13 protein-coding genes are annotated in these 14,319 nt (G+C 64.4%); 4 read left to right on the top strand and 9 right to left on the bottom strand.

What is annotated here, in order from left to right; genetic code table 11:
* The first annotated feature begins 2 nt into the window (after positions 1-2).
* Positions 3-917, top strand: coding sequence for a nitrilase-related carbon-nitrogen hydrolase (locus tag IHQ72_RS02920; RefSeq protein WP_258121071.1), 915 nt, complete (start codon positions 3-5; stop codon positions 915-917).
* A gap of 122 nt (positions 918-1,039) precedes the next feature.
* On the opposite strand, the gene IHQ72_RS02925 is transcribed toward IHQ72_RS02920, so the two are convergent.
* From IHQ72_RS02925 to IHQ72_RS02955, 7 genes are all read right to left on the bottom strand, one after another.
* Positions 1,040-2,857, bottom strand: a complete 1,818-nt coding sequence (locus IHQ72_RS02925) for an ABC transporter ATP-binding protein (protein WP_258121072.1) — start codon at positions 2,855-2,857, stop codon at positions 1,040-1,042.
* Positions 2,854-3,798, bottom strand: a complete 945-nt coding sequence (locus tag IHQ72_RS02930) for an acetamidase/formamidase family protein (protein WP_258121073.1) — start codon at positions 3,796-3,798, stop codon at positions 2,854-2,856. The genes IHQ72_RS02925 and IHQ72_RS02930 overlap by 4 nt, the downstream gene beginning before the upstream one ends.
* Positions 3,788-5,383 (bottom strand): ABC transporter substrate-binding protein, encoded by a 1,596-nt coding sequence (locus IHQ72_RS02935; RefSeq protein ID WP_374120380.1) that lies wholly within the window; start codon positions 5,381-5,383, stop codon positions 3,788-3,790. The genes IHQ72_RS02930 and IHQ72_RS02935 overlap by 11 nt, the downstream gene beginning before the upstream one ends.
* Before the next feature lie 92 nt (positions 5,384-5,475).
* Positions 5,476-6,396, bottom strand: coding sequence for an ABC transporter permease (locus tag IHQ72_RS02940; RefSeq protein WP_258121075.1), 921 nt, complete (start codon positions 6,394-6,396; stop codon positions 5,476-5,478).
* Positions 6,393-7,301, bottom strand: coding sequence for an ABC transporter permease (locus IHQ72_RS02945; protein WP_374120329.1), 909 nt, complete (start codon positions 7,299-7,301; stop codon positions 6,393-6,395). Before IHQ72_RS02945 ends, IHQ72_RS02940 begins: the two co-directional genes overlap by 4 nt.
* Positions 7,279-7,878 (bottom strand): ANTAR domain-containing response regulator, encoded by a 600-nt coding sequence (locus tag IHQ72_RS02950; RefSeq protein ID WP_258121076.1) that lies wholly within the window; start codon positions 7,876-7,878, stop codon positions 7,279-7,281. Before IHQ72_RS02950 ends, IHQ72_RS02945 begins: the two co-directional genes overlap by 23 nt.
* Positions 7,875-9,002, bottom strand: a complete 1,128-nt coding sequence (locus tag IHQ72_RS02955) for a transporter substrate-binding protein (protein WP_258121077.1) — start codon at positions 9,000-9,002, stop codon at positions 7,875-7,877. The genes IHQ72_RS02950 and IHQ72_RS02955 overlap by 4 nt, the downstream gene beginning before the upstream one ends.
* 397 nt (positions 9,003-9,399) lie before the next feature.
* Between IHQ72_RS02955 and IHQ72_RS02960 the strand changes: the two genes are divergently transcribed.
* The 3 genes from IHQ72_RS02960 to IHQ72_RS02970 all read left to right on the top strand — a co-directional run bounded on the left by IHQ72_RS02960 (position 9,400) and on the right by IHQ72_RS02970 (position 12,078).
* Positions 9,400-10,254 carry a MetQ/NlpA family lipoprotein gene (locus IHQ72_RS02960; RefSeq protein WP_258121078.1) on the top strand — a complete coding sequence of 285 codons (855 nt, stop codon included), beginning with the start codon at positions 9,400-9,402 and terminating at the stop codon, positions 10,252-10,254.
* A 98-nt stretch (positions 10,255-10,352) separates the two neighbouring features.
* Complete coding sequence (locus IHQ72_RS02965; protein WP_258121079.1) at positions 10,353-11,441, top strand: methionine ABC transporter ATP-binding protein; 1,089 nt, start codon at positions 10,353-10,355, stop codon at positions 11,439-11,441.
* The gene (locus IHQ72_RS02970) at positions 11,422-12,078 is read left to right on the top strand and encodes a methionine ABC transporter permease (protein ID WP_258121080.1); all 657 of its coding nucleotides are present in this window, start codon (positions 11,422-11,424) and stop codon (positions 12,076-12,078) included. Before IHQ72_RS02965 ends, IHQ72_RS02970 begins: the two co-directional genes overlap by 20 nt.
* A gap of 2 nt (positions 12,079-12,080) precedes the next feature.
* Here the strand turns inward: IHQ72_RS02970 and IHQ72_RS02975 are convergent, their stop codons facing one another.
* Together IHQ72_RS02975 and IHQ72_RS02980 are read right to left on the bottom strand one after the other, a co-directional pair.
* Entirely contained in the window at positions 12,081-13,196 is a 1,116-nt protein-coding gene (locus tag IHQ72_RS02975) for an aminomethyl transferase family protein (protein ID WP_258121081.1), read from the bottom strand.
* Between the two features lie 262 nt (positions 13,197-13,458).
* A complete protein-coding gene (locus tag IHQ72_RS02980; protein ID WP_258121082.1) occupies positions 13,459-14,235 on the bottom strand; it encodes an ABC transporter substrate-binding protein in 777 nt (258 codons plus the stop codon).
* Between the last annotated feature and the right edge of the window lie 84 nt (positions 14,236-14,319).

Genomic DNA, 14,319 nt, shown 5'->3' on the forward strand with positions numbered 1-14,319 from the left:
CCATGGCTCGAGACCTGACCATCGCGGTCTGCCAGACCGGCCCTGTACAAAAAAGCGCGCAACGATCCGAAACGGTGGACCGGCTGGTCGCGCTTCTGGAAAAGGCGGCGGCCGCCGGCGCGGAAATCGCGGTGTTTCCCGAACTGGCGCTGACAACCTTCTTTCCGCGCTGGCGGATCGACGACCAGGCCGAGATCGAGGCGTTCTTCGAGCCGGCCATGCCGGGCCCGCAGACGCAGCGCCTTTACGACACCGCGGCGCGGCTCAAGATAGGCTTCGCGCTCGGATATGCCGAGCTGACGCGCGTCGACGGGGTCACGCGCCGCTTCAACACGATGGATCTGGTCGGGCAGGACGGCAAGCTTGTCGGGCGCTATCGCAAAATCCATGTGCCGGGATCGAGTGAGCCGGAACCGGGCACGACCGTCCATCTCGAGCGGCGTTATTTCGAGCCCGGCAATCTCGGCTTTCCGGTCTTCGTCTATCGCGGCGTGCGCGTCGGCATGGCCATCTGCAACGACCGGCGCTGGCCGGAGACTTACCGCATGCTCTGTCTCAACGGCGCTGAAATTGTCGTGATCGGCTACAACACGCCGCTGCTGCTCGATGAGGCGCCGGCGCTGGCGCATCTGCGCATGTTCCACAACCATCTGCCGATGCAGGCCGGCGCCTATCAGAACACTGTCTGGGTCGCGGCAGCGGCCAAGGCCGGCGTCGAGGACGGCCAGGCCTTGATCGGCGGCTCCTGCATCATCGCCCCGACCGGCGAAATCGCGGCGCAGGCGATGTCGCTCGACGACGAGGTGATCGTCCATCGCGCCGATCTCGACCTGATCGCCGTCTGCCGCAAGGTGAATTTCGACTTCGCCAGATATCGTCGGCCCGACCAATATCGGCTGATCGCGGATCAGGTTTGAGGTGACGGTCCTCGCTGGCGTCAGAGCGCTTTGCGTTTTGGTGGAACCAAAACGGCGCCCTAACTCTTTGTTTTAACGCATTTTGTCGGACGCCAAACGAAGACGTTTGGCTGCAAAATGCTCTAGGAAACAGCAACGAGATGACCGTTGCCAAGATCCTTCAGGGCCAGTTTCGGCGGGTCCTCGCCGATGTTTCGAGTCGGGCTCGGGATCTCCTGATCGAGACGCGCGAAACGCGGCCGGCGCTTTGCCGGATCGGGCACCGGCACGGCCTCGATCAAGCGCTTCGTGTAGGGATGGCGCGGGTTCGAAAAGACTTGGTCGCGGGTGCCCATTTCGACGATCTGGCCGAGATACATGACGGCGACACGATCGGAAATGTTCTCGACCACCGCCATGTCGTGCGAGATGAACAGATAGGCGATGCCGAATTCGCGCTGCAGTTCCTTCAGCAGGTCGAGCACGCGGGCCTGCACCGACACGTCGAGCGCCGAAACGCTCTCGTCGGCGATGATGAGTTTGGGCCTGAGCGCCAGAGCGCGCGCGATGCAGATGCGCTGGCGCTGGCCGCCCGAGAATTCGTGTGGATAGAGCTCCATCTGGTCGGCCGACAGGCCGACGCGCTCGAACAGCGCCGCCACAAGCTGGCTGCGCTCTTCCTTCGAGGCGATGCCATGGATCAACAGCGGCTCGGCAACGAGGTCGCCGACGCGCATGCGCGGGTCAAGCGAGGCATAGGGATCCTGGAAAATCATCTGCACGTCGCGGCGAACCGCCTTGCGCTGGTCACGGCCAAGGCCCGCCAGATTGCGCCCGCCGATCACGATATCGCCGTGGTAGGGCACAAGCCCGGCCAGCGCCTTGGCGGTGGTCGACTTGCCGCAGCCGGATTCGCCGACCAGCGCCAGCGTCTCGTGCGGCGCGATCGAAAAGCTGATGCCTTCGACGGCGTGGACACGGCGGTTCACTTGGCCGAAGAAGCCACCGCGCAGGTCGAAATGGACATGCAGATCGTTGACCACCGCCACGCTTGCGGGCATTTCCGCTTCGACGGATTTTTGGCGGCCGACGCCGGTACCAATGCGCGGCACGGCGGCGAGCAGCTCGCGCGTGTAGTCGGCTTGCGGGCGGGAAAAGATATCGGCGGCTGTTCCCTCCTCGACCATGCGGCCGTGCCGCATGATGACGACGCGATCGGCCATTTCGGCAACCACGCCCATGTCGTGGGTGATGAGGATGATGCTGGTGCCATGCTCGCGCTGCAGATCGCGCAGCAGTTCCAGCACCTCGCCTTGCACGGTGACATCGAGCGCCGTCGTCGGCTCGTCGGCGATCAGCACATCCGGTTTCAGCGCCAGCGCCATGGCGATCATCACGCGCTGGCGCATGCCGCCGGACAGTTCGTGCGGAAACTGTTTTAGCCGGCTTTCGGCTTCCGAGATGCGGACGGCCTTCAGCGCCTCGATGGCGCGCCGGCGGGCCTCGGCACGCGACAGGCCGGTATGGGCCTCGATGGACTCGACCAGCTGCCGGCCGATCGACAGCACCGGATTGAGCGAGGTCATCGGCTCCTGGAAGATCATCGCGATGCGGTCGCCGCGAATGCGGCGCATCCGACGCTCATCGAGCACCGCCAGATCGATCTCTCTCCGATCCATATCGCGAAGCCGGATCGCGCCGGATCCTATCCGGGCGGCGGGCTGCGGCAGCAACTGCATGATCGCCAGCGCGGTCATCGATTTGCCGGAGCCGGATTCACCGGCAATGCAAAGCGTCTCGCCGCGCGCAAGCGAGAACGATAGGTCTGATACCACCGGCCGCTCGCCGTCTTCGCCGCGCACGCTGACGGTCAGGTCGGAGATTTCCAGCACCGGTCCGGCCGTGACCGAAACGGCCGGGGCAAAAGCCCCGGTCCGCTTGCTGGTTGCGCCTTTGCTCATTCGAAGACGCAGCGCGGGAAGTAGAACGACACCACCCAGTTCGGCATGTCGACGATCTCGCTGATCCGGAGATCGCCGCAGACCGAAACCAGCATGTAGGCCTCGACCGGCTCCATTGCGTAGCGGCCGGCAAGCAGGTCGACCATCTGGGAGACCGCTTCTCTGGCGCCCGTCATCAGGTCCGGTCCGATGCCGGTCGTCACCTCATAGCCCTTGGCATCGAGATGGCGCGTCACCGGGCCAGGCGTGGTGAAGCGCGGTGTCTTCAGCCGCGCATCCTTGACCAGGTCGAGCTTGAGCACGACATCCATCGGGCTTTCGATCGCCGTGCCGCACACTTCGCCGTCGCCTTGCGCGGCATGCGTGTCGCCGACCGAAAACAGCGCACCGGCCACCTCCACCGGCAGATAGAGCGTGGTGCCGGCCGCGAGATCGCGGATGTCGAGATTGCCGCCGACGCGCCTTGGCGGCACCACCGAGTGGAGGCCCATTTCAGCCGGCGCGTTGCCGATGGTGCCGGCAAACGGTTTCAGCGGCACGCGGGCTTGCCTGCCGAACAGCGCCGGCTCGAGCGAGACGGCGTCGTATGTCCAGATGTTCAGCGCCGGTTCCGGGAAGTCGTCGGCGAGCAGGCCGAACCCCGGAATGTTCCCCGTCCAGCCGAAGCCGGACGGCTTGAACATCTCGATCGTCACCTTCAGTGCATCGCCAGGCTCGGCGCCGTCGACGAAGATCGGCCCGGTCACCGGGTTGATCCTATCAAAATCGAGCTTGGCGACGTCGGCAACGGTGCTGTCGGCCTGAAGCTGGCCACCCGACGAATCAAGGCACTGGAATTCGATCGTCGAACCGGGCGCCACCCGTTCAGCCGGGACAAAGGAATTGTCCCAGCCGAAATGGTGATGGCGCCCATGGATGGTGTAGTCGCAGTTATTGCACATCGGTCACATACACATTGTCATAGTTGATCGGGATATGGACGGGGTCGACATAGAGATTGTCGGCGCCGCCCATCCGTGCCGATTTCATGGTGAAGCGCTGCTCGTTGAAGACCGGTGCCCAGGGCGCGTCTTCCATGATCTTGCCGTAGATCGCGCTCCACATCTTGGCACGTTCGCCTGATTTGGCCGGATCGACGATCGAGTCGGCCTCCGCCGCCTTGGCGTCGAGATCCTTGTTGCAGTACCACGACCAGTTCCAGCCGCCCGGAACCGCGCCGGCGCAGCCGAGGATCGGCCCGTAGAAGTTCGACGGATCGGGGAAATCGGCGATCCAGGCCATGCCGCCGGACCAGATCATCGGCGCGCCGGCCTTGTCGCCGCCGGCTGCGATGACGTTGGCCTGCGCGAGCGACTGAATGCTGGCCTTGATGCCGACGGCCGCCAGATCCTGCTGGATCGCCTGGGCGATGCGCGGGTTGGGATCGGTGTTCATCGCGAACAGCTGCGTGTCGAAACCATCGGGATGACCGGCCTCGGCAAGCAAAGCCTTGGCCTTGGCCACGTCATAGGGATAGCCCTTGAATTCCTTGTCATAGCCGGGCATCGATGGCGGCAGCGGCTGGTTGGCCGGCACCGCACGGTTGTTGATCAGCTGGACGACACGGTCCTTGTTGATCGCCATGTTGACCGCTTGCCGCACCTTCACATTATCGAAGGGCGCCATGGTGGTGTTCATGGTGACGTAGCCGGTGTGCAACTGGCCGCCCTCGACGACGCGGGCCTTCTGCTCGGGATCGGCCATCACCTCCTGGAACTTGGCCGGCGGAATGCCGTCGCCGGGAATGTCGATCTCGCCCTTCTGCAGCCGCAGCAGTGCCACGATCGGCTCCTGCCCGATCTCGAAGCTGACCTTGTCGAGATGCGGCAGGCCCTTGTGCCAATAATCCGGGTTGCGCTCGAAGACGACGCGCTGGCCGAGCGTCCATTCGGCGAACTTGAACGCCCCGGTGCCGACCGGATGCTTGCCAAAATCCGCGCCGTATTTCTCGACTTCCTCCTTCGGCACGACATGCGAGAAGTTGATGGCCATGACATGCAGGAAGGTGGCGTCGGGCCGGGTCAGCTCGAACTTGATCGTGTAGGGGTCGACGACGGTGACGCCCGACAAGCTTTCCGCCTTGCCGGCAGCGACATCGTCAAACCCCTTGATCGAGCCAAAGAAGCCGGCGCCCGGGCTCTGCGTCTTCGGATTGGTGACGCGATCGAGCGAATATTTCACGTCGTCGGCAGTCATCTCGCGGCCATTGTGGAACTTCACCCCTTGGCGCAGCTTGAAGGTGAAGGTCTTGCCGTCGGGCGCAATCTCGTAGCTCTCGGCGAGGTCGGGCCGCAGGTTGGTGGTGCCCGGCTCGTAGTCCATCAGCCCGTCGAACAGGCTCTTGATCATCGACCAGTTCTGCCAGTCATAGCCGATGGCCGGATCGAGCGTGGCGACGTCGTCCTTGTAGGTGATGGTGATCGCGCCGCCCTGCTTGGCGTTCGGATCGACGGCGTCTTCGGCGCGTACGCTTGCCGTGCCGAGCATCAGCGCGAGCGCCGATACCGTAACAGTGGAGGTCAAGAATTTCTTCATCTCATGTTCCCTTTCTCTGGTTTTTATCGGTCTCTTTTTGGTTTTCATCTGAGCTTGATGCGCGGGTCGATGAACGGTGCGACGGTGTCGGCCAGGAGATTGCCAAGTACGATGGCGAAGGCCGAAACCAGGGTGACACCCATGATGATCGGAATGTCGACGCGCTGGATGGCCTGCCAGGCAAGCTGGCCGATGCCGGGCCAGCCGAACACGCTTTCGACCACCACGATGCCGCCCATGAAGATGCCGATGTCGATGCCGATCATGGCGATGACCGGCAGGATGGCGTTGGGAAGTGCGTGGCGGAAGATGATGGCGCCGCGCGCAAGGCCCTTGGCGCGGGCGGTCCGCATATAGTCCTGGCGCAGCACGTCGATCATCGACGAGCGCATCATGCGGGCATACCAGCCGGCGCCGAGGATCCCCATGGTCAGCGAGGGCAGCACCAAATGGCGCCAGGTGCCGTAGCCGCCGATCGGAAACCAGCCGAGCCGCACGGCGAATACATAGAGGAGCAGCAGGCCGACGACGAACTGCGGCGCCGAGACGCCGACAAAGGACGCGACCATCAGCGTCTGGTCGGTGGCGGTGCCGCGCCTGACGGCGGCAAGCAGGCCCATCGTCAGGCCGATCGCCAGCTCGCAAAGGATGGCGCCGATCATCAGCAGCAGGCTTGCCGGCAGCCGCGAGACGATGAGCACCGTGACCTCGGAACGCTGGATGTAGGAGCGTCCGAGATCGCCGCTGAGCAGGCTGGTCAGATAGTGCCAGTACTGGATGATGAAGGGCTGATCGAGGCCGAGCTGCCGGCGGATGTTCTCGACCGTCTCGGGCGTGGCGCTGCGGCCGGCGATCTGGCGGACGGGGTCGGCAGGCAGCAGGTAGAGCAGCGCAAAGGTGATCAGCGAGACGCCCAGCAGGATGAGCAGCGATTGAATGACGCGGCGGCCGAGATAGGCGATCATGCCCGGCCCCTTTGCGTCGGATCGAGGATGTCGCGCAGCGCATCGCCGATGAGGTTGAAGGCCAGCGCCAGCGCCAGGATCGCCGCACCCGGAAAGAAGACCAGCCAGGGTGCTGCCTGGAAATAGGTCTGGTTCTCGAAAATGATGTTGCCCCAGGATGCGGTCGGCGGCTGCACGCCGATGCCGAGATAACTGAGCGTTGCTTCGAGCAGCACCGTGGTCGAGATGCCGAGCGTGCCCCAGACGATGATCGTCGGCAGCAGATGCGGCAGGATATGGCGAAACAGGATGCGTGGTGCGCTGGCACCGATCGTACGCTCGGCGTCGATGAACTCGCGCTCGGCGAGCGAGCTGGTCTCGGTGTAGATGACCCGCGCGGTCTGCACCCAGTTCACCAGTGCGATCACCATGGCAACGATCCACAGGCTCGGCTGGAGTACCGCCGCCAGGCAGATGGCGAGCAGCAGCGCCGGGAAGGCCATCATCAGATCGGTGAAGCGCATCAGCGCGCCGCCGATCCAGCCGCGGAAATAGCCCGCGGTGACGCCGACCAGCGTGCCGATCAAAAGCGCCACGCCGTTGGCGACAATGCCGATGATCAGCGAGGTGCGTGCGCCGAAAAGGATGCGGGTCAGCAGATCGCGGCCGAGCAGATCCGTGCCCAGCCAGAAGCTGGCATTCGGCGGCAAGGGCGCGCCTTCAAGCGTCAGCCCGTCGAACATCTGCTCGTTCGGATCGTAGCCCGTCAGCCACGGCGCCAGGATGGCGCCGGCCACAACGACGGCAACGATCACCAGGCCGATCAATGCCAGGGGACGCTTGACCAGGCGCCGCCAGACGCCGGCGCGCGGCCTGGCCGGCATGCGCCCGGTTGCCGGAAGGTCAGGCGCGATGGGACTGGTCATCGCCGCCTTCTTCCGTCATCGCCACGATCCTGCGCGCGGCCTCCTCGACACTGATCTGCCAGCTCATCGCCAGCGACCGGAGCTGCGCATAGGCGCGGCCGTCCTCGGCGCCTTTCGACAAGGCCTCCACTGCGCGCACGATGGTCTGGCGCTCCGCGACGCGCAGGCGAAGCGACGATATCTCGCTTGCCAAAAGCTTGCGCGCCTCGAAACTCTGCCGTGCGATCAAAAGGGCGCTGTAGACGCCGGCATTGCCGACCGGCTTCAGCAACTGGGCGTCGGCCTTGTGCGACAGCGCCCACTCGATGCGGCCCGGCGCTTCGGAGCCGATCAGCGCGACCAGCGGCATCGGCGCCTCGCCCGGCGCCCATGGGAATTGTTCGTCGAAGCCGAGATCGGCATCGAAGAAGACGAAGTCCGCCACGAGCGCCTCGGCCGGCAGTTCCGGCCAGCAGCCGACCGTATCGAGGCCGATGGCCGACAATTGCCGCGTTATCGCCTGCACCGTCGAATGCGGACGATGCAAGACAAAGGCCCTGGCGCCGCCGAGATTCGGGATGCGCGGGACCTTGCTCACGAGACCACCCTCAGGCGTGGGCGGCCGAACGTCTCGGTCCGGTCATAGCGGGACAGATAGGGATCGGGCGCGACACCCTTGGTCAGCGTGACGGTCCTGAACGCGGTCCCCTCGATGCGCCCGATCTGCACCGGCAAGGTGGCGTGCTGGGTTTGCGGATCGATGGAGATGTCGCCGAGCGGGGTTCGAAACGAGGTTCCGGCAAAGGCCTGGGGAAGGTCCGGCCATTGTGCGCCGGGATTGCGGGCGAGGATCTCGGCAAGCGTCCGCACCGAGGCATAGGCCGCCGCCTCGAAGGACGAGGCCGGCATGATGGAGGGCGCCGAATCACCCTGGCGATCCGCTACCGAGATATCGTGAAAGTACGGCCCGACGGAAAGGTGGCCATTGCCCGCCTCGTTGAGCGCCGGCAACTCGCATTCGGTGAGATTGCAGGACAGGATCGGGCAGCGCTCCGGCCTGAAATGCGGGTCGCGTTCGGCAAGTTCGGCATAGGCCGCGATGAAGGCATAGGACGAGGAGCCGATCAGGTTGTTCAGGATGAACTCCGGCCGGGTGGCCTGGATCTCGGCGATCAGCCTGGAGACATCGACCTCGCCGAGCGGCAGATAGCGCTCGCCCAAAACCTTGCCGCCGGCGTCGGCGATCAGGTCGCGGGCGACACGGTTGGTCTCCCAGCCCCAGATATAGTTCGAGCCGAGCAGGAAGCCGTTGGCACCGAAGCGCGGCACTACATGGGCCAGCAGCGGGACGAGGTGCTGGTTCGGGCAAGCGTGCATGTAGACGACATGCTCGTTCGCTTCGAAGCCCTCATAGGGGCAGGCGTACCAGAGCGTGCCGCCGGCGCGCTCGAGGATCGGAATGACCTCCTTGCGGCTCCATGACGTGATGCAGCCAATGATGTGGCGCGCACTGCTGTTGGCGAGAATGTCGGCGCAGCCCGTCGCGTAGCCATCGATGTTGCCCTGCGGGTCGCGCTCCACCGGAACGAATTCGATCGGGATGGCGGGATCGGCATTGATGTCGGCGATGGCCGTCATCGCACCCGAACGGCAGGATTCGGACAGCAGGCGGTAGTTGCCCGACCGCGAGTAAAGGATGCCGATTTCGATACGCCGTCCCAAGCAAATCCCCAAAAATAACAATGCCCCGCAGCCGCCGCCGCGGAAGGCGAGGCATACGAGGCATTTTTGCCGCCCGGCGGTCGGAGCCGGTATTTTCCCCATTAGCGTATTCGGTACGGCGGGTCAGTCAAGCGGGAAAAGCGAGGGCCGGGAAAGTGACCGCGTTGCATCTGGTTGCGCGAAGGGGTCCCGCGGAAAAATGGCGTGCCCCGCCTAAACGATGCACGCGGTAAGCCCCCCTGTGCTCGCAATGGCAGAATCTTTGAGAGAATATTCCCGGCTTCGCATTTGGCGAGAAACGCGGTTCTTTGATCCGGCGGCCAGCATCCCCGATGCTGTGAAACAAGGCTTCGCACTTTGCTTGGCCACCATGATCTAACAACGGACGGGATTCATCATGATAGGGAATACCAACACTTTGCTGTCGTCCTTTTCGGCAACTATAACTCGGCGCACAGGTCTCGCATTACTTTTCGCTTCGGCCGTCGCAATTGCCGGCTTGGCTGCACCCAGTTCGGCCTTCGCCGAGGACAAGAAGGCGGTCAAGGTCGGCATCATCAGCGGCGAGGATGAAGACGTATGGCGCGTCGTCACCGCGCAGGCGGCCGAGAAGGGACTGACGATCGAGACCGTGGTGTTCAACGATTACACCCAGCCCAACGAGGCGCTTGAGCGTGGCGAAATCGACGCCAACGCTTTCCAGCACAAGCCCTATCTCGACAATCAGATCAAGACGCAGGGCTATCACATCGTCCCCGTCGGCTATACCGGCGTCTGGCCGATCGGCCTCTATTCCAAGAAACACACTGATGTCGCCGACCTGCCCGAGGGCGCCGTCATCGGCGTGCCGAACGACCCGTCCAATGAAGGCCGGGCGCTGCGCGTCCTGCAGAACGAGGGCCTCATCAAGCTGAAGGACGGCACCGGTATCCTGGCGACAACGGCCGACATCGCCGACAACCCGAAGAAACTGGTCATCAAGGAGCTCGACGCCGGCATCGTCGGGCGTTCGGTGGAAGACCTCGACGCGGCCGTGGTCAACACGGATTGGGCGCTGAAAAGCGGCCTGACCCCCGAAAACCGTGTCGCTCAGGAGCCGATCGCCGACAATCCGTACCGCAATTTCATCGCAGTCAAGGCCGGCAATGAGAACGAACCCTGGGTGAAGACGCTGGTGGCTTCCTTTCAGAACGAGGCGGTAAAGGCCGAGTTCGACAAGGTCTACAAGGGCACCGGCACCAGCGCCTATTGATGAGACATGGATCCGGGGCGTCCCGGATATGAAAAAGCGGTCCGCGCCCAACGCGCGGGCCGCAATCCTATTTACGGACCGCCGAAACAGGAACGGCCATGAACCAGCATTTCCCCGCAACTGCCGAGATACCAGCCGGCACCCCGGAGCGGCCGGAGCATGTCGTGCGGCTCACCGAGCTGAAGCGCCGCTTCGGCGCAACGCCGGCGCTCGATGGCGTGTCGCTCACCGTCCGCAAGGGTGAGATTCTCGGCATCATCGGCCGCAGCGGCGCCGGCAAGTCGACGCTGATCCGCTGCCTCAACGGTCTGGAGCGGCCGGATTCCGGCCAGGTCTTCATCGAAGGCCGCGAGATCAGCCGGCTTGGCGAGCGCGAATTGCAGCCGCTCCGGCGGCGCATCGGCATGATCTTCCAGCACTTCAACCTGCTTTCGGCCAAGACCGTCGAAGACAATGTCGCGCTGCCGCTCAAGATCGAAGGCCGTCCCGAGGCCGAACGCCTGGCGCGCGCGGCCGAGCTGCTCGAGTTCGTCGGCCTGTCGGAGAAGGCGAAAGCCTATCCGGCATCGCTGTCGGGCGGCCAGAAGCAGCGCGTCGGCATCGCCAGGGCGCTTGCCGCCCGTCCCGCGCTGCTGCTCTCGGACGAAGCCACCTCGGCGCTGGACCCGGAGACGACCCGCTCCATCCTTGCCTTGCTGAAAGACATCAACCGGAAGCTCGGCCTGACCATTCTGCTGATCACCCACGAGATGGAGGTGATCCGCTCGATCGCCGACCGCGTCGCGGTGATCGATGCTGGACGCATCGTCGAGGAAGGCCCGGTCTGGACGGTCTTTGCCGATCCGAAGTCGGCAATCACCCAGAGCCTGCTTAGCGGCATCCGGCCGCAATTGCCGGCGGAGATCGCAAGCCGGCTGACGCAGGGCGCCGGCACGGAGGCGATCCTGAGGATCGACGTCGCGGGCGAGGCGGCGCGTGGGCCACTGCTGTCCGACCTTGCTGCCGCCCTACCAGGCGGGTTTCGCCTCGTGCATGGCGGCATCGACCATGTCCAGCAGCAGCCTGTCGGCACGCTGTTCCTGGCGGTGACGGGGGCCGACGCAAATCACCTTGAACAAGTGACCGCGTTATTGAGAGCCCGCGAGGCGCGGGTGGAGGTGCTTGGCCATGTCGCCAAATCTGTTTGAGCTCCTGCTTCGTTCGATCTGGGAGACGATCCTGATGACGGCCGCGTCCGGATTCATTTCGCTCCTCTTCGGCCTGCCGCTCGGCCTGGCGCTGGTCGCCACCGACCGCGGCGGCATCGCCGAAAACCTGTGGGTGAATCGCTTCCTCGGCGCTGTCATCAACGGCTTCCGCTCGGTGCCTTTCATCATCCTGCTCGTCGCGCTGATCCCGGTGACGCGGCTGATCGTCGGCACCTCGATCGGCACATGGGCAGCGATCGTGCCGCTGTCGATCGCGGCCACGCCTTACTACGCCCGCATCGCCGAAGTGTCGCTGCGCGAGGTCGACCACGGGCTGATCGAGGCGGCGCGTGCCATGGGCGGCAACCGCTGGACGATCATCCGCGAGGTGCTGGTGCCGGAAGCCCTGCCGGGCATCGTCGCCGGCTTCACGCTGACGCTGGTGACGCTGATCGGCGCCTCGGCAATGGCCGGGGCCATCGGCGCGGGCGGGCTTGGCGACCTCGCCATCCGCTATGGCTACCAGCGCTTCGAGACGTCAGTCATGGTCGCCGTGGTCATCGTGCTGATCGTCCTGGTCTGCGGTATCCAGTGGGCCGGCGACCAGCTGGTGGCCAGGCTGGATCACAGGGGGTAGGATCAGACTCTCAGCCTCGCCCCGTCAGGATCGAAGAACGGCATCGCCGACACCACCGCGCGTGTCGGCATGCCATCGATGTCGATGCTGAGTTCCGTGCCGATCCGCGTGAACGGCAGCCGCAGATGCGCGGTCGCCAGCACCGTCCCCAGCGAATAGCCGTGGTCGCTGTAGGTGACGACGCCGGCATCCTCGCCATCGGCCAGAACCCGCGCATTCGCCGCAGCCGGCGTGCCGCCTTCGACGATCAGCCCGGTCCAGCGCTCGTCGACGCCTTTGTCGCGGATCTTGAGCAGCGCCTCGCGGCCGACGAAATCGCCCTTGTCGAATTTGATCCAGCGGTCGAGGCCGACATGGAACGGCGTGCGGGTCTCGTCCATGTCGATGCCGTGCGCCGGATAGGCCTTCTCCAGGCCAAGCGTGAACATCGCCAGCACGCCATAGGGTTTCAGGCCAAAATCGCGGCCGGCCCGCATCAACGCGTCCCAGACGGTGGCGGCCTCGTCGGCCGGCACGAACAGCTCGAAGCCGAGCTCGCCGGTGACGCCGGTGCGCGAGATCAGCAGCTTCGTCTCGCCGATGCGCCCTGATGCGAACGACCAGCGCTTCAGCCCGTCGAGATCGGCGTCCTGCACCAGCACCTTCAAAAACTCGCGCGAGCGCGGCCCCTTTATCGTCGGGAAGGCGATGGCCGCGGTGATGTCGGTGACATAGGCCTTTCGCCCTTCGGCGTGATGCAGCAGCCAGGGCAGCATTTTCTGGCGGTTGACCGAGCCGGTCACCAGCATGAAATGCTCAGGCCCGAGCCTGAACACGGTGAGGTCGTCCATGATGCCGCCATCCTCGCGGCAGATGGTGGAATAGCGCACCTGGCCCGGCCGCATGGCGGCGGCGTCGTTGACGATGACATGGTTGACCAGGGCCTCGGCATCCGGACCCTTGATGTCCATCTTGCCCATGGTGCTGAGATCCTGGACACCGACATTCTTGCGGGTGTTCAGATGCTCGTCGGCGACGCCGGAATAATATCTGGCCGAGGTGAAATCGCCGCCGACCCGGCCCATTGTCGCGCCGAGCCCGACGATATTACTGTAGAAAGGGGATCGCCGCTCAGGCATGATACTTCTTCACCAATTGTCGATGTCGGCGCTGCCCCTCATCTGCCTGCCGGCATCTTCTCCCCGTATAGTGACGGGGAGAAGGGGCTGGCCGCAACCTGGCGCCGATCCTCCACCGTCGCTGATTGGCGAAACCGTCGATGAGAGCGCCCTTCTCCCCGTCACTATACGGGGAGAAGTGCCCGGCAGGGCGATATGAGGCAGCACAACCCGAAGCGATTGCCCTGGCGTTTAAACAAGGCACTCCGTTCGAAGCGCCTCGCTACTCGCCGTAGACGTCGAAGGCAAAATACTTGTCGTTGATTTCCTGGTATTTGCCGTTGGCGCGCAGCGCGTCGATCGCCGCGTCGAGTTTTGCGGCCAGCTCCTTGTTGCCCTTCTGCAGCGCGATGCCGACGCCTGGGCCATGGATGGCCGGGTCGGGGGCCAGGGTGCCGAGCAGCTTGCAGCAGGCGCCCTCGGGCTTCTTCAGCCATTCGGTCAGCAGGATAGAGCCGTCCATCACCGCGTCGAGGCGACCGTTGACCATGTCGGTGCGGGCGTCGTCGCCGGTCGGATAGGGCTTGATGGTCGAGCCGCCGTATTTCTGCTCGGCGAAATTCTGGTGGATCGTCGCGCTCTGCACGCCAAGCGCCTTGCCTTTCAGATCGTCGGGCGAGGTGCCTGATACAGTCGAATCCTTCGGCACCGCGATGGCCGGCGGCGTCTGGTAGTATTTGTGGGTGAAGTCGACCTTCTCGGCCCGCTCCGGCGTGATGGTGATGTTGATGATGGCATCGAACTTGCCGGCCTGCAGCGCCGGGATCGAGCCGTCGAAATCCTGCACGACGAATTCGCATTCGGTCTTCATCTCGGCGCACAGCGCCTTGCCGAGATCGATGTCGAAGCCGCCCAGCGTGCCGTCGGCATTGGCATAGTTGAAGGGCGGATAGGCGCCCTCGGTGCCGAGCCTGAGTTTCTTGTCCTGGGCGGAGGCGGCGCCGGTTGCGACAGCCATGGCGACGGACGCGGCAAGCACGAAACGACCGAAAAGACGCATGATCCAGATCTCCGTTGATCCGGCAAGTCTACGGGCTTTTGTGTGCGCGGCGGAGACGGAAACGACATGCCCTGCGGCGATCAC

Origin of the sequence: Mesorhizobium onobrychidis, assembly GCF_024707545.1 — a bacterium.
GTDB classification, from domain to species: Bacteria; Pseudomonadota; Alphaproteobacteria; order Rhizobiales; family Rhizobiaceae; genus Mesorhizobium; species Mesorhizobium onobrychidis.